This window comes from Pseudomonas sp. FW305-96 (genome assembly GCF_058783825.1).
The window spans coordinates 1-24,206 of the sequence record NZ_JBYSYW010000015.1 but is presented as its reverse complement, the minus strand read 5'-3'; the positions used below and the strand labels follow the sequence as shown (position 1 = coordinate 24,206).

Below are 24,206 nucleotides of genomic sequence, written 5' to 3'. Positions count from 1 at the left end.
ACAGGGCGTACCGCCGACATCGATCAGGAAGCCGGGTTGATCGGCTTTTCCGGGTACCAGGCATCCAGCAGCGGGCTGACTTCAATGCTGGTCAGTTCGCTACGGCCCTTGAGCCAGGCTTCCACAGCGGCGCGCTGCTCTTCGCTGACCGAGCCACGCTTGACGGAGCAGACCAGACCGAAGTCATCGCCGCCGACATAGTCCAGGCCGTTGGCATCCATGGCATCAGCCAGGAAAGCATCGAGGAAGGCATCGATGGCTTCATCGGACAGGTCTTCCTTGAAGCCCAGGTTCAGTTCGAAACCCAGCTCCTGGAATTCATCCACGCACAGTTTCTTGCGCAGGCGACGGGAACGGTTGGTAGCCATGAAACAATCCTCTCAATTAATTACGCGCGGCACTTTACCAGTTTCCAGCGCACAACGGCGCTTTTCCGTCGAACGAGGCCCATGCAGAGCACGCTTGGGGCATAATGCGCATTATATTCGTCTTGGGGCCATCATTTCATACAGCCCCAGTGTCTTTTCCCCTCGCCCGCAGGGTTTGTCCATTTATGATCAAGACGCTCCGCCCACTGCTGTTCGCCGGCCTGTTCCTGCCCTTGTCGCTGTCCGTCCAGGCCGCCACCGTCAACACCAATCTGCCACCGAAAGTGCAACAGGCGCTCAAGACCAACAAGCTGCAGGACTCGGCCCTGTCGCTGGTCATGCTGCCACTGGACGGACCGGGCGCGGCGACCGTGTTCAACGCCGACGTGTCGGTCAATCCGGCCTCGACCATGAAGCTGGTCACCACCTATGCCGCGCTTGAGCTGCTGGGCCCCACCTTCCAGTGGAAAACCGAGTTCTACACCGACGGCACCCTGAGCAACGGCGTGCTCAATGGCAACCTTTACCTCAAGGGCGGTGGCGACCCCAAGCTGAACATGGAAAAACTATGGTTGCTGATGCGCGACCTGCGCGCCAACGGTGTGCGTACCGTGACCGGCGACCTGATCCTGGATCGCAGCCACTTCGTGCAACCCAACCTGCCACAGTTCAACGACGACGGCGGTGACGACAACAAGCCGTTCCTGGTCAAGCCGGACTCGCTGCTGGTCAACCTCAAGGCCTTGCGCTTCGTCGCCCGTAACGACGGTGGCAAGGTCAACGTGTCGGTCGAACCACCGATCGCCAGCATCCGCATCGACAACCAGGTCAAGGCCGTGGCCGGCAAACAGTGCACTGGCGAAGTGCGCTACAACCCGGTAGTGCAGCCTGATGGCGTCAGCGTCACGGTCAGTGGCCAGCTCGCCGATGGCTGCAACTCGCAGACCTACCTGGCGCTGCTGGATCATCCGACCTATGCCGCCGGTGCCGTACGGGCCATCTGGAACGAGCTGGGCGGCAGCATCCAGGGCCGCGACCGCATCGAGAACGTGCCCAAGAGCGCACGCCTGCTGGCACGGGCCTTCTCGCCAGACCTGGTGGAAGTGATCCGCGACATCAACAAGTACAGCAACAACACCATGGCTCAGCAGCTGTTCCTCAGCCTTGGCGCGCAGTTCCGTACCGACGCCGACGGCGACGATGCCCGTGCTGCCCAACGGGTGGTCCGCCAGTGGATGGCCAAGAAAGGCATCACCGCACCACACCTGGTAATGGAGAACGGCTCGGGCCTGTCCCGTGCAGAGCGGGTCAGCACCCGCGAGATGGCGGCGCTGCTGCAGGCGGCCTGGAAGAGCCCGTACGCGGCCGAGTTCATCAGTTCGATGCCGCTGGTGGGCATGGACGGCACCATGCGCAAGCGGCTCAAGCGCACCGCCATGACAGGCGAAGGGCACATCAAGACTGGCACCCTGAATACCGTGCGGGCGATTGCCGGGTTCAGCCGGGACAGCAACGGGCACACCTGGGCGGTGGCGGCCATTCTCAATGATCCCAAGCCTTGGGGGGCTTCGCAGGTGCTGGATCAGGTGTTGCTGGATCTTTATCGGCAGCCGAAGGTGGGGAATGGGACTGTTGGGGTGATGCCCTGACCGGGCTTGGGTCCTCAAAGTGCGGGTTTTGATTCATGTAAGCACATTCATTGGCGAGGGCGACGCATAGTCACCTTTTCGCCTTTACGGCGACCTTCTTTTGCGCGGGCAAAAGAAGGCAAAAACCGCTGGCTCCATTCATCCGGCCCCTACGCTTCGCTTCGGGGTCCCCTCACTCCGGGCTTGCTCCGGGAGGACGCGCCGACGGGCCATCCATGGCCTGATCGGCGCTTGACGGGCATCCATGCCCGTCACCTCCCTGCGCAAACCCTGCGTTCGGCCTCCTGAAGTCGCAATTGGCGGCGCCTGGACTATTGCGCGCTTAGAAGCAGAGCAAGAGCAAGACGAAAAAGCACAAATGCTTGTTTGGCAGCTGATCATTGATTGGCTGTCGCATCGGTGCGCCGATGCGACGTGCTCATGATCGAAGAAGCGGGGCTCAGCGTGCGGGGGCGAGCTTGCCCTTGTCGTCGGAGAAGACGATCTCTACCCGACGATTCTGCGCCCTGCCCCGCTCCGAGGCATTGGCTTCCACCGGGTACTGGTCACCATAGCCCTCGACCTGGATGCGCTTTTCATCCACGCCCAGGTCAACCAGCATGTCGGCGACCGACTGGGCACGATCACGGGACAGCTTCAGGTTCTCTTCCGCCGCGCCGGTGCTGTCGGTATAACCCTCGATCCGCACCACTCGACGCGGATTGAGCTGAAGGAACTGCACCAGCTTGAGCACGGTGCGGCTGGCCGAGTTCTTGAGGTCGGCTTGGCCGGTATCGAACAGCACGTCACCCAGGGTCATCACCAGGCCACGGTCAGTCTGCTCGGACGCCAGCGCTACAATTTGCGCCTCGACGAACTTGCCCTGCTGCTGCACGCTCGCCAGCTTGGCCTCGCGCAACGCCAGTTGCAGGCGCTGGCGCTCCAGGTCGAGCTTGGCCATGCGTTCCTGGTTCAATGCCAGCTTGGCATGCTCGCTGGCGATCTCGCTGTAGCGTTGGCTGAGGTAGGCGTAATGGCGGACATCGCTGCCGGTGCCGACATAACCGGCCAGGCGCTCCGCGCGCCCCAGCGATTCGCCGGCACGGATCACGTCACGGGGCGCGCTGCGCAGCACGTCGGAATTGTCCTTGACCTTCTGGAACGCGGCGCTGGCGTCGTCCAGCGCCGACTCGCTGCGCTGGCTGGCGCAGCCCTGCAACCCCACCAGGGCCAGCAAGGCCAACGCGGCCACGGGCGTGAAGCGGCTCATGGCTGCACCTCCAGCTGTTTGCGCAGACGCTTGATACGCGATTGCAACACCTGCAACTGCTCCTCGCTCTTCTGGTTCAGCACCCGCGCCTCGGCCAGGCGGGCATCGAGTTCGGCCTGCTCGGCGCGCATGCGTGCATCGCGATAGCTTTCACCGAGCATGTTGCTCTTGGCGCGGGCCAGTTTGTCTTCGGCCAACTTGAACTCCGGCACCTGCTCGGTGGCACCGACCGCCTTGGCCTGCTCGAGCGCCTGCTCAGACAAGCGCAGCTGTTCATTGGGTGCCGGGTCATTGGCACAGCCGGCCAGGCCAAGCACGGCCAGGGCGAGCATCAAGGGTTGGATTCTCACACACGCTTCCTACTGTTTGGGGGCACCCTGCGACGCCTGCATCTGCGCCTTCCAACGCTCGACATTGCGCTGCAGCACAGCCTCGCTCGCCCCGGAGATCGGCAATTCTGTCAGCTTTTTCGCCAGTTGTCCGCGCAACCAGCTGTCGTTGCAGGCCGAGTTGTGCGACACCGCCAGATACAACCCCGGCCGGTCCACCGGCAAGCCGCGGGCGATGAGGTCGTTAGCCACCCCAAGGCTCTGGGCCATGGCCATGCCCGAGTAGCGCCCGGCCAGCACATAGTCCACCTGGCCAAGCACCAGCTTCTGGAAGGCCTGCGTCAGATTCTGCGCCGGTTCCAGCTTGAGCTGGGCCTTGGCGAACGCCTCGAAGGCCGGTGTCAGACGGGCCTTCTCCGACAAGGCGCCCTGGTAGCGGGCAAGGTCGGCCGGGCCGTCGAACGCCAGGGCGGCGTCATGACGGGTCCAGACCAGGTATTCATTGAGCTGCAAAGGCGGGTGGATGTAGTCCAGGCTGGTCAGCTGGGTCACCTGCATCGGCGTGTCGAGCAACAGGTCCATGCGCCCGCTGCGCACTTCCTCCAGCGCTTGTTCGCGTTTGCCGGCGTGCAACACCTCGACCTTCACCCCCAGCTCGGCGGCGACTTGGCGAAGCAGGTCGACATTGGCGCCAATCAGGTGCTTGGGGTCTTGCGGATCCTGCCAGGAATACGGTGGCGCATCCGGGCTGCCGGTGGCTACCAGACGCTCGCACTTCCCCACCGCCAAGGCCTGAGTCGACAGCAGCGCCAGCACGCAGGCCAGCCCCCCCTTGCTCCAGCGAAACGCCATGCACCCTCTCCCGCCCTTGAAAAAAATCATGAAAAAACCCGGACCGCCAAGGGCGGCCCAGGTTCTTTATAAGTGAAGCAGTCGGATCAGACCAGCTTTTCCAGCTCTGGAACCGCTTCGAACAGGTCGGCGACCAGGCCGTAGTCGGCCACCTGGAAGATCGGCGCCTCTTCGTCCTTGTTGATCGCGACGATCACCTTGGAGTCCTTCATGCCGGCCAGGTGCTGGATCGCGCCGGAGATGCCGACGGCGATGTACAGCTGTGGCGCGACGATCTTGCCGGTCTGCCCGACCTGCATGTCGTTCGGCACGAAGCCGGCGTCGACTGCGGCGCGCGAGGCACCCACGGCAGCACCGAGCTTGTCGGCCAGGGCGTACAGGTGCTTGAAGTTGTCACCGTTGCCCATGCCACGGCCGCCGGAGACGACGATCTTGGCGGCGGTCAGCTCTGGACGGTCGGACTTGGCCAGCTCTTCGCCGACGAAGGCCGACTTGCCAGCGTCGTGGGCCGCGGCCACGGTTTCGACGGCAGCCGAGCCACCTTCGGCGGCCACGGCATCGAAACCGGTGGTGCGCACGGTGATGACCTTCACGGCAGCGCTCGACTGCACGGTGGCGATGGCGTTACCGGCGTAGATCGGGCGCTTGAAGGTGTCGGCCGATTCCACCGAGATGATCTCGGAGATCTGGTCGACGTCCAGCAGCGCGGCGACGCGTGGCAGGATGTTCTTGCCGTTGGTGGTGGCAGGGGCCAACACATGGCTGTAACCCTTGGCCAGTTCGACTACCAGCGGCGCGACGTTTTCCGGCAGGGCGTGGGCGTAGGCCGCGTTGTCCGCGACCAGCACCTTGGCGACACCTGCGATCTTGGCGGCGGACTCGGCGACGCCACCGACGTTCTGGCCTGCGACCAGCACGTGGATATCACCACCGATCTTGGCGGCAGCGGCGACAGTGTTCAGGGTGGCCGGGGCTACGGCACCGTTTTCGTGTTCAGCGACAACCAGGATAGTCATTTAGATTACCTTCGCTTCGTTCTTCAGCTTCTCGACCAGTTCGGCCACCGACTTGACCTTGATACCCGCGCTGCGGGCAGCAGGTGCTTCGACCTTGAGGGTCTTGGTGGTGGAGGCGAGGGATACGCCCAGGGCGTCCGGAGTGACAGTCTCCAGCGGCTTCTTCTTGGCCTTCATGATGTTTGGCAGCGACGCGTAGCGCGGCTCGTTCAGGCGCAGGTCGGTGGTGACGATGGCTGGCAGGTTCAGCGCAACGGTCTGCAGGCCACCGTCGATTTCACGGGTGACGTTGACCTTGTCGCCAGCAACTTCGACCTTGGAGGCAAAAGTGCCCTGGGCGTAACCGGTCAGCGCGGCCAGCATCTGGCCGGTCTGGTTGTTGTCGCTGTCGATGGCCTGCTTGCCGAGGATGACCAGCTGCGGCTGCTCCTTGTCGACAACGGCTTTCAGCGCCTTGGCCACGGCCAGGGAGTTCAGTTCATCGGCGGCCTCGACCAGGATGGCGCGGTCGGCGCCCAGGGCCAGGGCGGTACGCAGTTGCTCCTGGGCGGCGGTCGGGCCGATGGAGACGACGACGATTTCGCTCGCCACGCCCTTCTCTTTCAGGCGGACGGCTTCTTCCACGGCGATTTCGCAGAAGGGGTTCATGGACATCTTGACGTTTGCAAGGTCGACGCCGGAGTTGTCCGCCTTGACGCGAACCTTGACGTTGTAGTCGACCACTCGTTTGACAGCTACAAGAACCTTCATGGATTCCTCGTTACTCTCCGGTGAAAAGAAGATCGCCTGGGGACTGCCCGGCGAATGCGCGTGGGTACAAGGGCACCTCTAAAAACGTTTCTGCGCCGGCAAAGTTCAGTTGACCGATCAGTCTTGTTGCGACCTTCAGGGACAAAACCTGCGGGTCATTTTCTGTCGTGGCGTGTAGACTCCACTACAAAACCTGATTCGGCCCGTAAACCCTGCTCCACGCCTGGTCTTTAGGGGTGCACCTGCGCCCGACGGTCAGCCTACGGCGAACGCGAAAGCGCTCGTATCTTGACCGTAACACCCAATCCGGTCAATACGGCAAATTGGCCAGCCTCCAGCCGCCTACCTGCGATTCTACGGGCCTCCGGCAAATTCAAACAAACGTTTGTATTGGACCCGCCAAGTGGTGTAGATATAATGCGCGGCCAAGACAAAACGGTGTAGTCCATCACCTGCGAAGCTACAGCCTCTGCACGCCGCACGTGACCGTGAACACCCATAAAAGACAAGCAACGCGATGAGCCTTGAGTAGGAGAGAACCTGTGGAACGCGAATACATGGAATTCGACGTGGTCATCGTCGGCGCAGGCCCGGCGGGCCTGTCCGCCGCCTGCCGCCTGAAGCAGAAGGCCGCCGAAGCCGGTAGCGAGATCAGCGTCTGCGTGGTCGAGAAAGGCTCCGAAGTCGGCGCCCACATCCTCTCCGGCGCCGTATTCGAGCCGCGCGCACTGAACGAACTGTTCCCCGACTGGAAAGAACTGGGCGCACCGCTGAACACCGAAGTGAAGCGCGACGACATCTATGTGCTCAAGGATGCCGGAAGCTCGACGAAAGTGCCTGACCTGTTCGTGCCCAAGACCATGCACAACCAGGGCAACTACATCATCTCGCTGGGCAACCTGTGCCGCTGGCTGGCCCAGCAGGCGGAAAACCTTGGCGTGGAGATCTACCCAGGCTTTGCCGCCCAGGAAGCGCTGTTCGACGAAAACGGCGTGGTGCGCGGCATCGTTACCGGCGACCTGGGCGTGGACCGAGAAGGCAACCCGAAAGACGGCCTGTACACCCCCGGCATGGAACTGCGTGCCAAGTACACCCTGTTCGCCGAAGGCTGCCGTGGCCATATCGGCAAGCAGTTGATCAAGCGCTTCGACCTGGACAACGAGTCCGACGTACAGCACTACGGCATCGGCCTGAAAGAGATCTGGGAAATCGACCCGGCCAAGCACGAGCAGGGCCTGGTAGTGCACACCGCCGGCTGGCCGCTGGACGTGATGGCCAAGGACAACACCGGCGGCTCGTTCCTCTACCACCTGGAGAACAACCAGGTGGTCGTTGGCCTGATTGTCGACCTCTCCTACGCCAACCCTTACCTCTCGCCGTTCGACGAGTTTCAGCGCCTGAAGCACCACCCGGTGATCAGCCAGTACCTCGAAGGCGGCAAGCGCATCAGCTACGGCGCTCGCGCCCTGGCCAAGGGCGGCATCAACTCGCTGCCCAAGATGGTCTTCAACGGCGGCGCGCTGATCGGTTGCGACCTGGGCACCATGAACGTGGCCAAGATCAAGGGCAGCCACACCGCGATGAAGTCCGGCATGCTCGCCGCCGAAGCGGTGGCCGATGCACTGATCGCCGGCAGTGAAGGCGGTGACCAGCTCAACAGCTACGTCAGCGCCTTCAAGGCCAGCTGGCTGCATGAAGAGCTGTTCGCCAGCCGCAATTTCGGCCCGGCCATGCACAAGTTCGGGCCACTGCTGGGCGCAGCGTTCAACTATGTCGACCAGAACTGGTTCGGCGGCAAGCTGCCCTTCACCCTGCACGACACCAAGCCGGACTATGCCTGCCTCAAGCTCGCGGCCGACTCGAAAAAAATCGACTACCCCAAGCCGGACGGCAAGCTCAGCTTCGACAAGCTCAGCTCGGTGTTTCTCTCCAGCACCAACCACGAAGAGGAACAACCCTGCCACCTGAAGCTGACCGACCCGAACATCCCGATCGCCAGCAACCTGCCGTTGTACGACGAACCGGCGCAGCGCTACTGCCCGGCGGGCGTTTACGAAGTGATCACCCAGGAAGACGGCAACAAGCGCTTCCAGATCAACGCGCAGAACTGCGTGCACTGCAAGACCTGCGACATCAAGGACCCGGCCCAGAACATCACCTGGGTCACCCCTGAAGGCGCCGGCGGGCCGAACTACCCGAATATGTAAGCCCTGCCCTGGCGGCAAGCAAAAGCCCCCTGGCCGAGAGGCCCGGGGGTTTTTTCATGGTCGCTATCCCTTGTACGAAACCACGGTGTGCGTGGTGTCCAACCCCAGTTGTTCGAGCCGCTCCAGGACATGCCCCAGGCACTGTCCGCCATCGGGTTTGTAGTGTCCGGAGGCATCGTTGACCAGACCAAGAATGTCGCTCACCGCATTGCTGGTGGTCTTGCGGTCGATGCGCATTTCTCCGGCGCACACCACCGGCTGGCCACCGCCAAGCTGGCTGTGCCGGGTATAGCGCGTACGGTCCAGGGACTGGTCCCAGAGTTTGACCAGGATGCTTTTTTGCGGGGTGTAGACCCAGGTGTAGGCATCCTGGGCAGTATTGGGGCGCAGATAGGTCAATCTGCCGCTCTTCAGCTCATAGGCCAGTATCTGACCCCGCTCCTCGCCAATTAGCTGACAGACGCCCTCAAGGGTTTCAGGCTGATAGCTGCGCCATTTCAGCACATCGATCAGCCATTGCTGCAATTGCACCGGGTAGGTGTAACCAGCAAAGTCCAGGGGCGCCGAGATATCGGCCTTGCGCCAGTCCAGCCAGTTCACCCGGCCTTGCCATGCCACGCCGCCCCTGGCCTCGATCCAGCGGTTGTCGCTCCCTACCACACGGTTGTTCAGCTGGTCATTGACCTTGAGGTCCAGCGACTGCATCTTCCAGGCCGGACCGTACCCCCCGGCACTGGTCTGGTAGATCTCGACCGAATGCAACTCATCGGCATAGATCACGCTGCGCTGGAACATCTTGGACAGGTCGACCTCGACCTGGAAGTGCGCCCCCCGCTCGAAGTTGCCGGCCAATGGCTGTCGGTGCTCGCTGCCATTGATCGAAAACGAAAGCGTATCGCCGGTTCCGGCACTGTAGTCGGCAGAGACCGCGAGGCACACGCTCAGCTTGTCGATGACCATGCTCGGTACCTGACCCCGCCTCGGACGCTGAGGCAAGTGCACCCGCCAGGCCTCGGCAGGCAGTGCCTCGCTTCGTCGCTGCAGCCAGACCTCACCCGCAATCGGAGCACTGCACAAGGTACGGGTGCCGTCGCCATAGAGAAGCTCGCCCTTGGACGACAGCCGCCAGCGATCTCCCGAGGCTGCGCTCGCCTTGCCGCAGATCCCGAGCCCCAAGGTCTGCCCGGTGGTGACATTGACCAGTTGCCCGTCCTTGTAGAGCCATTGCATGGCCTTGGGATCTGGATTCACGGCGAGGCACACGCCCTCCTCGTCCGCCATCAGGTAATCATGACCATTGGTGAGCATGAACGGGATACCGCTGGGTAGGCCGTTCACGGGGTCCCCGGCACCACCACTGCCATCCAGTGCCTTCAGCTGGGTGAATTCGACCGTTTGCTGACGCTGCGCACTGTCGGTCAACAGCACGGCATGGCCGTTGGCGGCCAACTCGATACGGCTGATGTGGCGAAAGTCATGCAGCGGGTGCACGCCGGTCAGTTGCTTGCCGTCACCGTAGACCACCACCCACGCCTGATCGTGAAGGTGCTGGGACTCCAGGACACAGGCAAGGCTACGGCCCCAGTGAACAACGGGGGTTCTGGCTTGATCATCCGGTTTCGTGCTGGCGGGATTCGCAGCCGAAAAGCTCATCTGTGGCGGAAACGCTGGCAGTTGGGCCCGCGTCATCCAGGTGATGCTGAAACTGGACATGTACATTTCTCCTGACAGTATGAACGGAAGGGTCCGTCAACGATCAGTCGAAACTACGTGCACAACCTCGCAGGCGCTGTAGGGGAGCAGAGTTGCGGACACTCAAAAACCCGCCCCTGCCTGTAGGACCTGTTGACTGCCAGGCCGTAGCAGGCAGCCCTGACTTCCTCGAACAATTCCGGATGACAGTCAAGGCGCTTGAAACAACTTGATCAGCGCGACCGATGGTTGAGCCTTGCCGTTCTCGTAGCGGGAAAAGGCATTACCACCTCATTTGTCACCGCACATGAGCGGCATCGACTCGGCAACAAACCCCAACGGTTCACGACGCCCGAAATAGAGCGCCGTCAGCAACCCGACCATGCCCATGACCAGACAAAAGCCGACACACACCCACGGACTCCAGGGCATCAGGGCGATCAGCGCCAGCGGCGTGGTACTGGCCCACAGGGCGTAGGCGACGTTGTAGGTGAAGGAGATGCCCGACACGCGGATATCCGCCGGGAACAGCCCGACCATCACCGATGGCACTACCCCCACCACGCCACAGCACAATCCGGCCAGGGCATAGGCCAGCCAGGTCATGCCCCACTGCCCCACCAGACTGGCGTACAGCGCGCCGATACCCAGCGGCAGCAACAGGCTGTAGATCATCAATGCCCGCCACGCACCCATACGGTCGACCAACAGCCCGGCCAGCACACACCCGATATTGAGGAAGACGATGCCCACACTGCTCAGAGCAAAGGTATGCCCGGCGGTCATGGCGAAGCGCTGCTGCATCACGGTCGGGGTGATCACCACCAGCACCACCACCGCCGAGGTCAGCACGCACGTAAGCAGCGCCGCCGGAATCAACGCCCGACGGTGTCGGCTCAGTACTCTACGCAACGGGAATGCCACAGGCTGCTCCCGCTGCTCGCGCAACGCCAGGAATACCGGCGTTTCACTCAACCAGCGGCGCAACCAGACACCGATCACGCCGAACACTCCGCCCAGCAGGAAGGGATAGCGCCAGGCGTAGTCGAGAATTTCCTGGGGCGTGAACACCTGCGCCAACAAGGTCGCGGTCAGCGCCCCGAGCAGATAACCAAAGGTCAACCCAGCCTGCAGGAAGCCCAGCGCATACCCGCGTCGCCCGGGTGGCGCGTGCTCGGCAACGAACGTCCAGGCACTGGGCACCTCGCCGCCCACCGCCGCCCCTTGCAGGATGCGCAGCGCCAGCAGGATCAGCGGCGCGGCGTAGCCGATGTCGGCGTAGGTCGGCATCATCCCGATCAGCAGGCACGGCAGCGCCATCATCAGGATGCTCAGGCTGAACACCCGCTTGCGCCCCAGGTGATCGGCGAAATGGGCCATCAGGATGCCGCCCAGCGGCCTGGCCAGGTAACCGGTGACGAAGATCCCGAAGCTCTGCAGCAGGCGCAACCACTCCGGCATCTCGGGCGGGAAGAACAGCTGGCTGAGCGTCAGGGCAAAGAACACGAAGATGATGAAATCGTAGATTTCCAGGGCACCACCCAGCGCGGCCAGCCCCAGGGTCCGGTGGTCGCCACGGCTGAACCGTGGCGGGCGGGTGGTATCGAGCGCAGTCATGGCAGCTTCCGCAACGTGGCAAAAGGCCAAGAGAATAGCAAAAGCCTTGAGCCTGTGGCCGTCCGTGCTTCAGGAGTTGCGGCAGAACACTGTCTGCGCGAGGTTGGTGCGTCGCCGGGAATAGTTCGAGGCCCCGGCCAGCCCCGGTGGCAGGGGCAACTGCCCGACCAGCACCGGCAGGTCGATGATCGCCATGAACGACTCCAGCGCCTCGCTGTCGGGCGCATGGGGCAGGCTGATGCTGACAGCATGCCGGTCACTCGGCGGCACCGCCGGCACCTTCAGGTGCGGCGAGTGGTACAGCAGTGCATGCTGGATCTGCGAACTGACCCGGCAGAAGCGCGCCAGGTCCACCCCAGCATGGCTGGCCAGCTCGATGTTGCCCACCAGCAGGTTGAACGGTTGCAAGGCACTGTGCACCAGGCGCTGCAGGTCTTCGAAATTCTCCACCGGAGCGATCCGGTAATAACCCAGGCCATTGAGCATCCTCTCCAGTTGCAGGCGCTGGGCGGGATGCTCGTCGGCGATGAGGATGCGCATGGATTTGTTAGGCATCGTCCGGACCTGGGCAGTTAGGTGATGACAGTGGCTCCGTGACCATACTGCGCCGGGAACGGCAACGTCAGGCAGCGCGCCTGGACGGGGGGTCTTTATTGATAGTTGTCGTGAACCCGGGAGAAATCAAGTGACCGGCTCACGGAATTTTCACATCCGCCGGCATCCCGCTCAGGACTCCCACTGGCGCATGCGCATGCGGCAGTGCTTCATGGCGTTGACGATGTGCTTTTCCACCACGCTGCGGGAAATATCCAGGCGTTCGGCGATCTGCTGGTGTGACAAGCCCTCGAGCTTGCGCAGCAGGAAACTGTCACGGCAAGGCGCGCTCAACTCGCCCAAGGCCTGCTGCATCAGCGCCAGACGCTGGTCGAGCTGCATGCTGTGCGTCGGCGCGGGGCTGTGCCAGCGCTCATCGCTGTCGAGCACCTCGAGCGGCTCGGCCTGACGCACCTGGTGACGCCGGTGATGATCGACCACCAGGTTCATCGCCGTGCGATAAAGAAACGCGCGCGGGTGTTCGATACGCTCGCCGCCCGTGCGCTCCAGCACGCGAATGTAGGCATCATGGGCAACGTCTTCGGCCGCCTGGCGATTGCCAAGCCGGGCGGACAGGAAGCTCACCAACTCGCGATAGTAATGTTCCACGACGGCACCTGTCGTCTCCCTGCTCGAGCGCTGGTAGGCAGGCGCAGCGGGTCTGGATAATATCAGTGTGCGATCTTACAAATTATAATTATTCGCAGCAACACACAGCCCTCCCCTTCCTGCGTTAAATCGCCACCTATCACATTCGTTTAACTGGGACCCCCGAGCGCGTGCCGCGTCGCAGCACTCGGCCACTACCCCCGGCTGGAAGCCCGCATGACACGCACATCCAATACCCGCCGCCGAGTGCTGTTCGGCGCCCTGGGCCTGGCCGGCCTCGGCAGCCTCGTGGCCTGGCAGGTCCTGCCGCTCGGCGGCGCACCGGTCAGCACCGTGCCGGTGCTGCGCGCCGACATCGAAAGTAGCGTTACCGCACTGGGTACCCTGCAACCGCGCCGTTACGTCGACGTCGGCGCCCAGGCCTCGGGGCAGATTCGCAAGTTGCATGTGGAGGCCGGTGACGAAGTGCGCCAGGGCCAGTTGCTGGTGGAGATCGACCCGTCCACGCAACAGGCCAAGCTCGACGCCGGACGTTACTCGATCGAGAACCTCAAGGCCCAGCTGGCCGAACAGCGTGCGCAATACCAGCTTGCCCAGCAGCAGTACCAGCGCCAGCACGGCCTGGCCGCCGCCGGCGCCACCCGCCAGGAAGACCTGCAGACGGCGCAGGCGCAATTGAAGGTGACCCAGGCCCGCATCGACATGTACCTGGCGCAGATCCGCCAGGCCCAGGCCAGCCTGCGCAGTGACGAGGCAGAACTGGGCTACACGCGCATCTACGCCCCCATGAGCGGTACCGTGGTGGCGGTGGATGCCCGCGAAGGCCAGACCCTCAATGCCCAGCAGCAGACGCCGCTGATACTGCGGATCGCCAAGCTCTCGCCGATGACCGTCTGGGCCCAGGTGTCCGAAGCCGACATCGGCAAGGTCAAGCCGGGCATGACCGCCTACTTCAACACCCTGGCCGGCGGCAAGCGCCGCTGGACCAGCACCGTGCGCCAGATCCTGCCGGTACCGCCCAAGCCGCTGGACCAGACCAGCCAGGGCGGCGGCAGCCCGGCCAGCGCCACCGCCGGCACCACAGGCAGCAAGGTGGTGCAGTACACCGTGCTGCTGGACGTGGACAACCCCGACGGCGCCCTGATGGCAGAAATGACCACCCAGGTGTTCTTCGTCGCCGGGCAAGCCAGCCAAGTGCTCAGCGTCCCCCTGGCTGCGCTGGATGACACCCCCGGCGACGGCGTGCGCCTGGCCCAGGTGCTGAACAGCAAGGGTCAGGTCGAGGCACGCCAGGTACGCACCGGCTTGAGCGACCGCCTGCGGGTGCAGGTTCTCGAAGGCCTGAACGAAGGCGAGCGCCTGGTCATCGGCCTGCCTGCCGCCAGTGGGGGTTGAGATGGCCACGCCCCTGATCGAGCTGTGCGACATCCGCAAGGTCTACGGCGGTGTCGATTCGCCCAGGGTCGAGGTGTTGCGCGGCATCAGCCTGAGCATCCACCCCGGCGAGTTCGTCGCCATCGTCGGCGCCTCGGGCTCCGGTAAATCGACCCTGATGAACATCCTCGGCTGCCTCGACCGTCCCACCTCGGGCAGCTACCGCTTCGCAGGCCGGGACGTGGCCGAACTGGACAGCGACGAGCTGGCCTGGCTGCGTCGCGAAGCGTTCGGCTTCGTGTTCCAGGGCTATCACCTGATCCCTTCGGGCTCGGCCCAGGAGAACGTCGAGATGCCGGCCATCTACGCCGGCACCCCGCCCGCCGAGCGCCATGCCCGCGCCCACGCCCTGCTCGAGCGCCTGGGCCTGGCCAGCCGCACCGGCAACCGCCCGCACCAGTTGTCCGGCGGCCAGCAGCAACGGGTGTCGATCGCCCGGGCGCTGATGAACGGCGGGCACATCATCCTCGCCGACGAGCCCACCGGCGCCCTCGACAGCCACAGCGGCGCCGAGGTGATGACCCTGCTCGACGAACTGGCCAGCCAGGGCCATGTGATCATCCTCATTACCCACGACCGTGAAGTCGCGGCCCGCGCCCAGCGGATCATCGAAGTGCGCGACGGCGAAGTGGTCAGCGACTCGCCCAGCCAGCCATCGGCCAACATCCCCCGGCAATTGCAGGCCGACGACCTGCGCCAGCGCCTGGACCGCGGCGCCACCCAGCGCGGCGCCTGGAAAGGCGAACTGGTCGAGTCCCTGCAGGCTGCCTGGCGGGTGATGTGGATCAACCGCTTCCGCACCGCGCTGACCCTGCTCGGTATCATCATCGGGGTCGCCTCGGTGGTGGTCATGCTCGCGGTCGGCGAAGGCAGCAAGCGCCAGGTCATGGCGCAGATGGCCGCATTCGGCTCGAACATCCTTTACCTCAACGGCAAGCACTCCTCCGAGGAACTGATGGGCATCGTCACCCTCGACGATGTCGACGCCATCGGCGAACTGCCCCAGGTCAAACGGGTCATGCCGGTAATCGGCGACAAGCTCATGGTGCGCCACGGCAACAAGGGCGAGCAGTTCTACGTTGGCGGCAACAACACCGGGTTCCCCGAGATCTTCAACTGGCCCGTGGTCGAGGGCAGCTTCTACAGCGAAGCCGACGAAGCCAACGGCGCCGCCGTGGCAGTGATCGGGCAGAAGGTGCGTGACAAGATGTTCGGCCCGGGCAGCAATCCACTCGGCCAGTACCTGCTGATCGGCAACGTGCCGTTCCAGGTGATTGGGGTGCTCCAGGGCAAAGGCGCCAGCTCCGGCAGCGAGGACAGCGACGAGCGCGTGGTGGTGCCCTACTCCGCCGCCGCCATCCGCCTGTTCGGCAGCCGCGACCCGGAATACGTCACCATCGCCGCCCTGGACTCCAGCCGGGTGAAGGAGACCGAGCAGGCGATCGAGCGCCTGATGCTGCAGCGTCACCAGGGCAAGCATGACTTCGTCCTGACCAACGACGCCGCGTTGATCCAGGCCGAGGCCCGCACGCAGAACAGCCTGTCGCTGATGCTCGGTGCGATTGCCGCGATCTCCCTGCTGGTGGGTGGCATTGGCGTGATGAACATCATGCTCATGACCGTGCGCGAACGCACCCGCGAGATCGGCATCCGCATGGCCACCGGCGCGCGCCAGCGCGACATCCTGCGCCAGTTCCTCACCGAGGCGGTGATGCTGTCGATGGTCGGCGGCGTGACCGGCATCGTCCTGGCCCTGGCCATCGGCGGCAGCCTGTTGCTGGCCGACATCGCCGTGGCCTTCGCCCTGCCCGCCATCCTCGGCGCCTTTGCCTGCGCCGTGATCACCGGCGTGGTGTTCGGTTTCATGCCGGCCCGCAAGGCCGCCCGCCTCGACCCGGTCAAGGCCCTTACCAGCGAATAACCCATGACGATCCCCTGCCGTATCAGCTTGCTGGCCCTGAGCCTTGGCCTGGCCGCCTGCAGCACCCCACCGCCGCCTGCGGCGAACATCGACGCCCCGCCGGCCTGGCAAGGGCCGACCAGCGCCAACCAGGCCCTGCCGGACAACCAGTGGTGGCGCGCCTTTGCCAGCCTGGAACTGGACCAGTTGATCGAGCGCGCGCGCTCGAACAGCCACGACCTGGCGGCAGCCGCGGCGCGGGTGCGCAAGGCCCAGGCCATCGCAGTGATCGCCGGGGCGCCATTACTGCCAGAAGTACAGCTCGGCCTGGATGGCAGCCGGCAGCGCCTGTTGCGCGGTGAAGGCAACAGCCAGCTCGACGCCAGCAGCAGCGAGCGCACCAGCACCTCGTTCGGCACCCGCCTGAGCGCCAGCTACGAGATCGATTTCTGGGGCGGCCTGCGCGCCACCCGCGACAGCGCGCTGCGCAGCCTGGATGCCAGCCGTTTCGATCGCCAGACAGTCGAGCTGACCCTGGTCAGCGCCGTGGCCGACAGCTACCTGCAAGGCCTGGCACTCGACGAGCAACTGCGCATCGCCCGGCTCAACCTGGACAATGCCCGCGACGTGCTGGGCCTGGTCGAAGCCCGCGAACGTTCAGGCTCGGCCACCCGCCTGGAACTGGCCCAGCAGCGCAGCCTGGTCGCTGCCCAGGAACGCCAGCTACCGTTGCTCGAACAGCGTCGCCAGGACAACCGCATCGTCCTCGCCACCCTGCTGGGCGACCCGGTGCAGGCCCTGCCCGACAATCGCGAAATGATCAGCAACGTACAGTGGCCCAGCATCGGCAGCGGCGTGCCCAGCGAACTGCTCGGCCGGCGCCCGGACATCGCCGCCGCCGAGGCGCGCCTGGCGGCGGCCAGCGCCAACATACAGGTGGCCCGGGCGGCCATGCTGCCTCGCCTGATACTCGGCGCGAACCTGGGCAGCGGTGCGCGCACCCTGCCCCATGTCTTCGACAGCCCCTACTACACCCTGACGGCCGGCCTCGCCGCGCCGATCTTCAACAACGGCCGACTCAGCGCCGCACGGGACCAGGCCAGCGCCGAACAGGAGGAATTGCTGGAGCTGTACCGCGGCAGCATCCTGGCAGGCTTCGCGGATGTGGAGAAAGCCTTGAACGCCATCGCCGGTGTTGAACGCCAGCGCCGCTGGCAGGACCAGGAGGTGGAGCAGGCACGCATCGCCTTCGACCTGGCCCAGCAACGTTACGCCGCCGGCGCCGAGACCCTGCTGACGGTACTGGAGACCCAGCGCACGCTGTATCTGGCCCAGGACCAGCAGGCGCAACTGCGCCTTGAGCAGTTGCAGGGCAGCGTGGCGCTGTACAAGGCATTGGGTGGGGGCTGGCAGACGCCGGTCAAGCTGTAGGGCACGCGACAAGTCCCTGCAGGCGCGGGTTTGCCCACGCTTGCAGGGGCACAGGGTGCATCAGGGCACGATGTTTTTCAGTGACAGGTGGCGCGCGTACCAAGGGCGTTGCGGCACCTTGCGCAGCAGGCTATCGAGCTTTTCTTCGTTACCGAACGTGATACGCAGGGCCAGCTTCATGGTCTCCACGTCCATCTCCACCGACTTGCCCAGGCGCATGCCTGGCTGCGTGCTGCAGCCATGGGTGTCCGGGCCCAGCCACGGGTCGCCGGCTTCGACCCAGCGACCCGGGGCGAACCAGGGCACGCCATTAACCTCCAGGCGCCGTACCTGACCGGGGTGATAGCGCTCATGGGCACGGAACCAGTCGTCGATGCGGTCGTCGATCCAGCCATGGAAACCCCAGAACACCGGATTGACATGGGACGAGAACGGATCGCCGAGAAAATCGTTTTCGGGCTCGAACCAGCGCGCGGCAAAGTCTGCCTGGTCACGGGCGAACGGCACCGGCGCGCCATTGTTCGGATCACGCGGCACCGACGCCCAGCACATGTGCAGCCAGTCGTGCAGGTTCATCTCCAGTTCCGAACCGAAGGCCCCAAGGGTCAGCTTCGACAGGTACAACGGGTCCTGGTACTGCGACTCCCACACCTGGAAGTTGCTGCAGTAGGTTTCGCCGGCCTTGATCGCCCCAACCCACTGGCCATAGGCTTCGTCGCCCGGCGCCTGCCAGGTCGGCGGCACGCAGTAGCCGTCGTGGTTGTCGAAATAGCGGGCAAAGCCTGCGCGGTCGAACTCGACGCTCGGCTGCGGCAGCGGGAAGCGCTGCCACGAGGGCAGGTCCTGCAAGGTGCGTGCATACATCAGCATGTGCCGGTGCATGAACAGGAAATCGATGCCCGAGCCATTGCGGTGCTTGCGCGGGCCACGGGCATCGCGCTCATGGTCCCTGGGCCCGGGCTGCCAGCCCAGGCCACGCAGGGCGTCCTGCTTGTTCCGCGGCAATTTGTGCCACTGGTCACGGGTGGCATGCCAGAGCTGGTGGAACAAGCGGTGTTCGGCACCGACCACCCAGGCCAGCATCTCGGGGGTGTAAGGCAGGCGCTCACGGGCCTCGGGGAACAATCGCTTGACTGCGACGAAACGGCTGTCGGGCACCGGCAGCGTCAGCGGCCGATCCAGACGCTGCACGCGCCCGGTCAGCGTGCCGCTGCCGGCATTGGCGAACTCGGCCCAGACTTCGTCAAGGCTGGCCACGCACTCATAGCCCGGCCCGCCATGCTGGTTGACCAGCCGCCAGCGCACCTGCGCGCTGCTGGCGCCGACCAGGTCGCCCAGCACCCGGTAGACCGGCTCGCCAGCCCCACGCAAGCGCTCGCCGGTATCGACGAAACCGCGCAGGCCGCGCCCCTTTGTGGCAACGTCGAGGAACATCTCGACACCTTGCTGGGGCAGCCCATCCAGGCCGCGCTCGGCACCCTCGAAGCGGATTTCCCAGACGCCGCGCAGTTGGTCAGCGAGCATCTGGCCTGCGTAGTCGGCCAGCTCGACGCTGGCTTCCCCAGGCGTGACGATGTCGTCCTCGGGGTCATGGGTCAGTTGCTTGTGCGCGTAATAGGCCGCCGTGCCTGTGGCGCCTGCCACAGCCAGGCCGGCGATGAATCCTCGTCGGGAAATTGTCATTGCGCCTCAATCCGTCTTCGCGTGCCGCGACTGCTATCCAAGCTAGAACGTAGGCGGGCCAGGGAAATTTAGGCGCGGCTCACCCCGGCTAATTAACCGCGCAGTGCGCTCGTCTGATGGGTATCTCCCGCTGACAGAGGCATGCCCATGACCTCCCCGCTTGCCCGCCTGGCACCTGCTGCCCAGGCCACGCCCTACCGGCTCTTCGACCTCGATCTCAAGGCCATCGAAACCCTGAGCCCCTCACTGACGCGCTTCGTCTTCACCGGCGAGGACGTCGCGCAGATGACCACCCTGGCCCCCGACCAGCGTGTGAAGTTGCTGTTTCCGACGCCAGCCGGCGCGCCACCCAACCTGCCCAAGCACGCGCAATGGCAGCAGGCGCGGCGCGAACTGCCGGCGCAAGACATGCCGCCCCTGCGCACCTACACCATCCGCGCCCTGCGCCGCGAGGCGCTGGAGGTGGATGTGGACTTTGTCCTGCACGGCGTCAATGGCCCCGCCTCGGCCTGGGCCACCCATGCCCGCATCGGCGACCGCCTGCAGATGGTCGCCCCCAACCTGGCATATGCCGACGACCCCGGCGGCTATGAATGGAAACCGCCACGCAGCGCCCGGCGCATTCTGCTGGTCGGCGACGAAACCGCCCTGCCGGCCATTGCCGGCATCCTCGAACAGCTGGCCACGACCGCGCCGGAGCTGGCAGTGGAAGCCTTCATCGAAGTCCCGTTGGAAGCCGACTGTCTCGACCTGCGCCAGAGCCCGGCCACCCGCCTGCACTGGCTGCCACGCGACCTGCTGCGCAGCGAGCACGGCCAAGGCATGCAGCACGCCGTGCGCGAGCTGGCCAGCCTGCCGGCGCCGCGTGGCGCGTCGACGGTCGAGCTGGAAGACGTGGATATCGACGAAAGCATCCTGTGGGAACAGGCCTGCGGCGAACACGGCGACTTCCATGCCTGGGTCGCCGGGGAATCGGGGACCGTCATGGACATCCGCCGCTACCTGATCAAGGAGCGCGAGCTGCCGCGAGAAAGCCTGACCCTGATGGGTTACTGGCGCGCCGGGCGCGTGTTCGACTGAGCCACGAGCAGGGGCGCCTTGCGCCCCATCGCCGGCAATGGACGAAGGGGCTGAACGCAGCCCCGGAACATCAACCGGCCTTGACCGCCGCCGCGACGGCTTCGGCAAATCTTGCCGCCACTTCATCGATCTGCTCGGCACTGATGATCAACGGCGGCAGGAAGCGCACCACAGCACCATGGCGACCGCCCAACTCGAGGATCAGGCCGCGGCGCAGGCACTCGCGCTGCACCTTCGGCGCCAGGCTGCGGCATGCCGGCGGATGCCCCTGCGCGTCGCGCTTGCCCGCCGGATCCACCAACTCCACGCCCAGCATCAAGCCACGGCCACGAATATCGCCGAGCTGCGGATAGTCCTGCTGCAACCGCTGCAGGTGCCCACGCAAGCGCTGGCCCATGGCCTCGGCGTGCTCGCACAGACGGTGCTCGACCAGGTACTTCATCACCGCAGAGCCCGCCGCCATCGCCATCTGATTGCCACGGAAAGTGCCGGCGTGCGCACCCGGCGACCACTGGTCGAGCCAGTCGCGGTAGACCATCACCGCCAGCGGCAGGCTGCCGCCGATGGCCTTGGACAGGGTGACCACGTCAGGCACGATGCCCGCGTGCTCGAAGGCGAACATCTTGCCAGTGCGGGCGAAGCCGCTCTGGATCTCGTCGACGATCAGCGCCACCCCGGCCTGCTCGGTGATCCGCCGCAGCCCGCGCAACCACTCGATATCGGCAGGGATCACACCGCCCTCGCCCTGCACCACCTCGACGATCACCGCCGCTGGCAGCGCCACCCCGGCCTCGGGGTCGTTCAGCAGGTTTTCCAGGTAGTGCAGGTTGGCGCGCACGCCCGCCTCGCCACCCAGGCCGAACGGGCAGCGGTAGTCATAGGGGTAGGGCAGGAACTGCACGCCATTGTTCAGCAGCGCGCCAAGTGGCTTTTTCGGCCCCAGGCTGCCCATCAGGCTCAGGGCGCCCTGGGTCATGCCATGGTAGGCGCCCTGGAACGCCAGCACGGTGCTGCGCCCAGTCACGGTACGCACCAGCTTGAGCGCGGCCTCCACCGCATCGGTACCGGTCGGGCCGCAGAACTGGATCTTGGCTTCGCCGCGCAGGCCCTCGGGCAACAGGCCGAACAGGTCCTGGACGAACTGGTCCTTGACCGGCGTGGTCAGGTCCAGGGTATGCAGTGGCAGCTCGTCAGCCAGCACGCGCTGGATCGCGTCGATCACCACCGGATGGTTGTGACCCAGGGCCAGCGTGCCAGCACCGGCCAGGCAGTCGATGAATTGGCGGCCCTCGACGTCCTCGACGTACAGGCCTCGGGCGCGCTTGAGCGCCAGCGGGATGCGTCGCGGGTAGCTGCGGGCGTTGGACTCCTGCTGTTGCTGGCGCAACAGCAGGGGCGAATCCTCGAATTCGTACAGGGGGCGCGGCGCGGTGGCCGGCAGCACCTGGGCAAGGCTGGAAGCGGTCGACATCGGAAAATCCCTCGCAAGCAAGCGAATGTGCCCGCCACGCGCCCTGTAACCGGATGTGTGTCGGGTTCTTATCGCTTGAAAAACGCTTCAGCGAGGTGCGGATTTAGCGGTTGCCGTCGGATTTGTTGAGGATCTGCGGCGTCTGTCGCGGGGCACGCCCGCTCCCACGCCATGCGCTGGCCCGGCAAGAGCAGTCGCGCGGATGCGAATTGCGTGGGAGCGGGCTTGCCCCGCGATAGGTATGAACTCAACTCCCCGAGCGTGCCGGCACCTGCAGGCACACCCGCAAGCCATCGGCCTGGCTGTCGAAACGCAGGTTGCCAGAACAGCGCTGGACGATGGCCTGGACGATCGCCAGCCCCAGGCCGCAGCCACCGCTCTGGCCGTTGCGCCAGAAACGCTCGGTCAGGTGTTCGAGATCTGCCGGCGCGATACCTGGACCATGGTCGCGCACGAGGAAATCCACCTGGCCGTCCTGCGCCTGCACATCCAGCTCCACGGCGGCATCACCGCCATGGCGCAGGGCATTGTCCAGCAGGTTGCGCAGTGCCGCCACCGCCAGCGGCGCCGGCATGCCCAGGTAGACCCTGGCCGCTTCGTCGGGCAGATGCAGGTGAATACGGCGGTTGTCGCCGCCCCCGGCATCCTCGATGGCCTGCCGGGCAACCTGGGCGGCACTGCACTGCACACCGTCATCGAACGACAGGCTGCCCTCGACCCGCGCCAGCATCAGCAACTGCTCCAACGTGCGGTGCATGCGGTCGGTACCCTGCTCGGCGTGTTCCAGGGCCTGTTCGCGCACCGCGCCGTCAGTCATGCGCGCCACCTGCAGGTGGGTCTTGATCGCGGTCAACGGGCTGCGCAGTTCATGGGCGGCGTCGTCGGTCAGGCGGCGTTCGCGCTCGAGGGTCTGGGCGATGCGCAGGAACAGCTGGTTCTGGGTGTCGAGCAGCGGTTGCAGTTCGCTGGGCAGGCCGGCCACCTGCAACGGCTCGACGCTGTCGGCGCGGCGCCTGCGCAAGGCGTCGCGCATGCGATTGAGCGGTTCCAGGCCCTTGCCCAAGCCGATCCACAACAACCCCAGGCTGCCCAGCAGGGCCATCAGCACCGGTGCCGAGGCCGCCAGCAGGATCGACTGGTTCAGCGCCTCGCGCTCCTGGTGACGGTCGGCGGTGGTGATACGCACGTCGCCATGGTTGTAGGTGAAAGTACGCCATGAGGCGCCATCGATGGTCTGGTCACGGAACCCACTGCGCTCGTCGTCCATGGCGCCATCGTGCTTGTGGTTGCTGGCGAGGATCTCGCCACGCAACGAGCTGACCTGGCAGGCCATACCATCCGGCACACTGAACTGGTCGGCGGAGAAATGCGCGTCCTGCCCCTTGGCGGCCAGCGGCTGCGGCAACTGGTCGATCAGCCCCGCGACCATGCGCGCCGAGGCCACCAGCCGCTGGTCGAGGGAAAACATCATCTGCTGGCGCAGGTCACGCAGCATCCACGCCGCCGCCAGTGCCCAGATGACGATGAACACGCTGCCGAGGATCAGTGACAGGCGTACCCGCAGGCTCATGATGCGGCCTCCTCCGGCGCCTGGGCCGGGCCCAGGCGGTAACCCAGGCCGCGCACGGTCTCGACGATGCTGTTGCCCAGCTTGCGCCGCAGGTGGTGGATATGCACGTTCAGCGCATTGCTCTCGACTTCGTCGCCGAAGCCATAGACGCAATCCTTGAGCTGCTCGCTGGAAAGCACGCGCCCCGGGTTCTGCAGCAGCGCCTGGAGCAGCGCCTGTTCGCGCCGCGACAGGTCCAGTGGCCGACCAGCCAGGGTCGCCTCGCAACTGCTGGGGTCGTAGCGCAGCGGACCATGCTCGATCACGTTCACCGCCCGCCCGGCCACCCTACGCAGCAGGGTGTGCAAGCGGGCGGCGAGTTCGCGCAGGTCGAAGGGCTTGAGCAGGTAATCGTCGGCGCCGGCCTGCAGGCCATCGACCCGGTCGGTGACCGCGTCACGGGCGGTGAGCACCAGCACCGGCAGGATCTCGCCCTGCTGGCGCAGGCGGCGCAACAGCTTCAGGCCATCTTCGTCGGGCAGGCCCAGATCGAGGATCATCACGTCGAACTTCGCGGTCTGCAGCATCTGCCGAGCCTGCGAGGCGCTGGCCACCCGGTCCACGGTCAGGCCTTGGGCCGAGAGACCGGCGCAGATGCCGCTGGCGATCAGGTCATCGTCCTCGCAGAGCAGAACGTGCATGGGGGGGCTCCTGGGTGGGGAAGAT

20 protein-coding genes and 1 pseudogene are annotated in these 24,206 nt (G+C 65.1%); 6 read left to right on the top strand and 15 right to left on the bottom strand.

Features of this window, described 5'->3' with window-relative positions; all coding sequences use genetic code 11:
• Positions 1–23 precede the first annotated feature (23 nt).
• Complete coding sequence (locus tag AC3WL2_RS13455; protein ID WP_046856427.1) at positions 24–368, bottom strand: YggL family protein; 345 nt, start codon at positions 366–368, stop codon at positions 24–26.
• A gap of 185 nt (positions 369–553) precedes the next feature.
• On the opposite strand from AC3WL2_RS13455, the gene dacB reads away from it, so the two are divergent.
• On the top strand, positions 554–2,017 hold the full coding sequence (gene dacB / locus AC3WL2_RS13450) for a D-alanyl-D-alanine carboxypeptidase/D-alanyl-D-alanine endopeptidase (RefSeq protein WP_046856428.1): 1,464 nt from the start codon (positions 554–556) through the stop codon (positions 2,015–2,017).
• Between the two features lie 439 nt (positions 2,018–2,456).
• Here the strand turns inward: dacB and AC3WL2_RS13445 are convergent, their stop codons facing one another.
• The 5 genes from AC3WL2_RS13445 to AC3WL2_RS13425 form a co-directional block, all read right to left on the bottom strand.
• The gene (locus AC3WL2_RS13445) at positions 2,457–3,266 is read right to left on the bottom strand and encodes an OmpA family protein (protein ID WP_102683123.1); all 810 of its coding nucleotides are present in this window, start codon (positions 3,264–3,266) and stop codon (positions 2,457–2,459) included.
• Positions 3,263–3,616, bottom strand: a complete 354-nt coding sequence (locus AC3WL2_RS13440) for a DUF4398 domain-containing protein (protein WP_102683122.1) — start codon at positions 3,614–3,616, stop codon at positions 3,263–3,265. Before AC3WL2_RS13440 ends, AC3WL2_RS13445 begins: the two co-directional genes overlap by 4 nt.
• A 9-nt stretch (positions 3,617–3,625) precedes the next feature.
• Positions 3,626–4,447 (bottom strand): substrate-binding periplasmic protein, encoded by an 822-nt coding sequence (locus AC3WL2_RS13435; protein ID WP_102683121.1) that lies wholly within the window; start codon positions 4,445–4,447, stop codon positions 3,626–3,628.
• Positions 4,448–4,533: 86 nt separating this feature from the next.
• Positions 4,534–5,463, bottom strand: a complete 930-nt coding sequence (locus tag AC3WL2_RS13430) for an electron transfer flavoprotein subunit alpha/FixB family protein (RefSeq protein WP_102683120.1) — start codon at positions 5,461–5,463, stop codon at positions 4,534–4,536.
• Complete coding sequence (locus AC3WL2_RS13425; protein WP_102683119.1) at positions 5,464–6,213, bottom strand: electron transfer flavoprotein subunit beta/FixA family protein; 750 nt, start codon at positions 6,211–6,213, stop codon at positions 5,464–5,466. It lies immediately after the preceding gene.
• Between the two features lie 542 nt (positions 6,214–6,755).
• Between AC3WL2_RS13425 and AC3WL2_RS13420 the strand changes: the two genes are divergently transcribed.
• The gene (locus AC3WL2_RS13420; RefSeq protein WP_102683118.1) at positions 6,756–8,420 is read left to right on the top strand and encodes an electron transfer flavoprotein-ubiquinone oxidoreductase; all 1,665 of its coding nucleotides are present in this window, start codon (positions 6,756–6,758) and stop codon (positions 8,418–8,420) included.
• A 63-nt stretch (positions 8,421–8,483) separates the two neighbouring features.
• Here the strand turns inward: AC3WL2_RS13420 and AC3WL2_RS13415 are convergent, their stop codons facing one another.
• The 5 genes and pseudogenes from AC3WL2_RS13415 to AC3WL2_RS13395 all read right to left on the bottom strand — a co-directional run bounded on the left by AC3WL2_RS13415 (position 8,484) and on the right by AC3WL2_RS13395 (position 12,995).
• Positions 8,484–9,944, bottom strand: a complete 1,461-nt coding sequence (locus tag AC3WL2_RS13415) for a hypothetical protein (RefSeq protein ID WP_102719455.1) — start codon at positions 9,942–9,944, stop codon at positions 8,484–8,486.
• Positions 9,945–10,322: 378 nt separating this feature from the next.
• Positions 10,323–10,370: pseudogene (locus AC3WL2_RS13410) on the bottom strand (hypothetical protein); the annotation flags it as partial.
• 33 nt (positions 10,371–10,403) lie between these two features.
• The gene (locus tag AC3WL2_RS13405) at positions 10,404–11,729 is read right to left on the bottom strand and encodes an MFS transporter (RefSeq protein ID WP_102683116.1); all 1,326 of its coding nucleotides are present in this window, start codon (positions 11,727–11,729) and stop codon (positions 10,404–10,406) included.
• A 69-nt stretch (positions 11,730–11,798) separates the two neighbouring features.
• The gene (locus tag AC3WL2_RS13400; RefSeq protein ID WP_102683115.1) at positions 11,799–12,284 is read right to left on the bottom strand and encodes an ANTAR domain-containing protein; all 486 of its coding nucleotides are present in this window, start codon (positions 12,282–12,284) and stop codon (positions 11,799–11,801) included.
• Positions 12,285–12,455: 171 nt separating this feature from the next.
• The gene (locus AC3WL2_RS13395) at positions 12,456–12,995 is read right to left on the bottom strand and encodes a sigma-70 family RNA polymerase sigma factor (RefSeq protein WP_102683114.1); all 540 of its coding nucleotides are present in this window, start codon (positions 12,993–12,995) and stop codon (positions 12,456–12,458) included.
• Positions 12,996–13,148: 153 nt separating this feature from the next.
• Here AC3WL2_RS13395 and AC3WL2_RS13390 point away from each other — a divergent pair, with 153 nt between their 5' ends.
• The 3 genes from AC3WL2_RS13390 to AC3WL2_RS13380 are packed head-to-tail and all read left to right on the top strand — an operon-like array spanning position 13,149 to position 17,697.
• Positions 13,149–14,327, top strand: coding sequence for an efflux RND transporter periplasmic adaptor subunit (locus AC3WL2_RS13390; protein WP_102683113.1), 1,179 nt, complete (start codon positions 13,149–13,151; stop codon positions 14,325–14,327).
• Position 14,328: 1 nt separating this feature from the next.
• Positions 14,329–16,287: a MacB family efflux pump subunit gene (locus AC3WL2_RS13385; protein ID WP_102683112.1), complete on the top strand. Its 1,959-nt coding sequence runs from the start codon at positions 14,329–14,331 to the stop codon at positions 16,285–16,287.
• A 3-nt stretch (positions 16,288–16,290) separates the two neighbouring features.
• A complete protein-coding gene (locus AC3WL2_RS13380; RefSeq protein WP_102683111.1) occupies positions 16,291–17,697 on the top strand; it encodes an efflux transporter outer membrane subunit in 1,407 nt (468 codons plus the stop codon).
• A gap of 60 nt (positions 17,698–17,757) precedes the next feature.
• Here AC3WL2_RS13380 and pvdP read toward each other — a convergent pair whose 3' ends face one another.
• Positions 17,758–19,380 carry a pyoverdine maturation tyrosinase PvdP gene (gene pvdP / locus AC3WL2_RS13375; RefSeq protein WP_102683110.1) on the bottom strand — a complete coding sequence of 541 codons (1,623 nt, stop codon included), beginning with the start codon at positions 19,378–19,380 and terminating at the stop codon, positions 17,758–17,760.
• 147 nt (positions 19,381–19,527) lie between these two features.
• On the opposite strand from pvdP, the gene AC3WL2_RS13370 reads away from it, so the two are divergent.
• Entirely contained in the window at positions 19,528–20,460 is a 933-nt protein-coding gene (locus AC3WL2_RS13370; protein ID WP_102683109.1) for a siderophore-interacting protein, read from the top strand.
• 70 nt (positions 20,461–20,530) lie between these two features.
• Here AC3WL2_RS13370 and AC3WL2_RS13365 read toward each other — a convergent pair whose 3' ends face one another.
• The 3 genes from AC3WL2_RS13365 to AC3WL2_RS13355 all read right to left on the bottom strand — a co-directional run bounded on the left by AC3WL2_RS13365 (position 20,531) and on the right by AC3WL2_RS13355 (position 24,181).
• Positions 20,531–21,931: an aspartate aminotransferase family protein gene (locus tag AC3WL2_RS13365; RefSeq protein ID WP_102683108.1), complete on the bottom strand. Its 1,401-nt coding sequence runs from the start codon at positions 21,929–21,931 to the stop codon at positions 20,531–20,533.
• Between the two features lie 247 nt (positions 21,932–22,178).
• The gene (locus AC3WL2_RS13360) at positions 22,179–23,501 is read right to left on the bottom strand and encodes an ATP-binding protein (protein WP_102683107.1); all 1,323 of its coding nucleotides are present in this window, start codon (positions 23,499–23,501) and stop codon (positions 22,179–22,181) included.
• Positions 23,498–24,181 carry a response regulator gene (locus AC3WL2_RS13355; protein ID WP_102683106.1) on the bottom strand — a complete coding sequence of 228 codons (684 nt, stop codon included), beginning with the start codon at positions 24,179–24,181 and terminating at the stop codon, positions 23,498–23,500. The genes AC3WL2_RS13360 and AC3WL2_RS13355 overlap by 4 nt, the downstream gene beginning before the upstream one ends.
• Positions 24,182–24,206: the final 25 nt, after the last annotated feature.

Coding starts and splice junctions, on each gene's coding strand:
- AC3WL2_RS13455 (WP_046856427.1), bottom strand. CDS start 368: ATGGCTACCAACCGTTCCCGTCGCCTGCGCAAGAAACTGTGCGTGGAT.
- dacB (WP_046856428.1), top strand. CDS start 554: ATGATCAAGACGCTCCGCCCACTGCTGTTCGCCGGCCTGTTCCTGCCC.
- AC3WL2_RS13445 (WP_102683123.1), bottom strand. CDS start 3,266: ATGAGCCGCTTCACGCCCGTGGCCGCGTTGGCCTTGCTGGCCCTGGTG.
- AC3WL2_RS13435 (WP_102683121.1), bottom strand. CDS start 4,447: ATGGCGTTTCGCTGGAGCAAGGGGGGGCTGGCCTGCGTGCTGGCGCTG.
- AC3WL2_RS13430 (WP_102683120.1), bottom strand. CDS start 5,463: ATGACTATCCTGGTTGTCGCTGAACACGAAAACGGTGCCGTAGCCCCG.
- AC3WL2_RS13425 (WP_102683119.1), bottom strand. CDS start 6,213: ATGAAGGTTCTTGTAGCTGTCAAACGAGTGGTCGACTACAACGTCAAG.
- AC3WL2_RS13405 (WP_102683116.1), bottom strand. CDS start 11,729: ATGACTGCGCTCGATACCACCCGCCCGCCACGGTTCAGCCGTGGCGAC.
- AC3WL2_RS13400 (WP_102683115.1), bottom strand. CDS start 12,284: ATGCCTAACAAATCCATGCGCATCCTCATCGCCGACGAGCATCCCGCC.
- AC3WL2_RS13390 (WP_102683113.1), top strand. CDS start 13,149: ATGACACGCACATCCAATACCCGCCGCCGAGTGCTGTTCGGCGCCCTG.
- AC3WL2_RS13385 (WP_102683112.1), top strand. CDS start 14,329: ATGGCCACGCCCCTGATCGAGCTGTGCGACATCCGCAAGGTCTACGGC.
- AC3WL2_RS13380 (WP_102683111.1), top strand. CDS start 16,291: ATGACGATCCCCTGCCGTATCAGCTTGCTGGCCCTGAGCCTTGGCCTG.
- pvdP (WP_102683110.1), bottom strand. CDS start 19,380: ATGACAATTTCCCGACGAGGATTCATCGCCGGCCTGGCTGTGGCAGGC.
- AC3WL2_RS13370 (WP_102683109.1), top strand. CDS start 19,528: ATGACCTCCCCGCTTGCCCGCCTGGCACCTGCTGCCCAGGCCACGCCC.
- AC3WL2_RS13365 (WP_102683108.1), bottom strand. CDS start 21,931: ATGTCGACCGCTTCCAGCCTTGCCCAGGTGCTGCCGGCCACCGCGCCG.
- AC3WL2_RS13360 (WP_102683107.1), bottom strand. CDS start 23,501: ATGAGCCTGCGGGTACGCCTGTCACTGATCCTCGGCAGCGTGTTCATC.
- AC3WL2_RS13355 (WP_102683106.1), bottom strand. CDS start 24,181: ATGCACGTTCTGCTCTGCGAGGACGATGACCTGATCGCCAGCGGCATC.